Annotated in this window: 1 pseudogene; it reads left to right on the top strand. The window is 71.4% G+C overall.

Going from position 1 to position 255, the window contains the following annotated elements:
* Nucleotides 1-255, top strand: a pseudogene (locus tag IU450_RS41555) (hypothetical protein); the annotation flags it as partial.

The raw sequence follows: 255 nt of genomic DNA, 5'->3' as shown, positions 1-255 counted from the left end.
GCTCCCCCTCCCCGTACACCCCCTCCAACTGCTTCAACACATCCATCGCCCGCGCCGCCTCCGGCGACATCCCCGCCGCACCATCGCTACCGGCGCCCGCCGCCACCGGCGCCGAACCCCCACCGTTACCGCCACCACCACCCAACCCCGCCAACGCCGAGGCGATCATCGGCAACATCCCCATCGCCATCATCCCCGCCATCGGCAGCACACCCGCCACCAACGCCGGATCCACCAACGGCTCCGGCTCCTCCT

This window comes from Nocardia abscessus, from assembly GCF_015477775.1.
GTDB lineage: Bacteria > Actinomycetota > Actinomycetes > Mycobacteriales > Mycobacteriaceae > Nocardia > Nocardia abscessus_A.
This window is presented reverse-complemented; position numbering and strand designations above follow the sequence as displayed.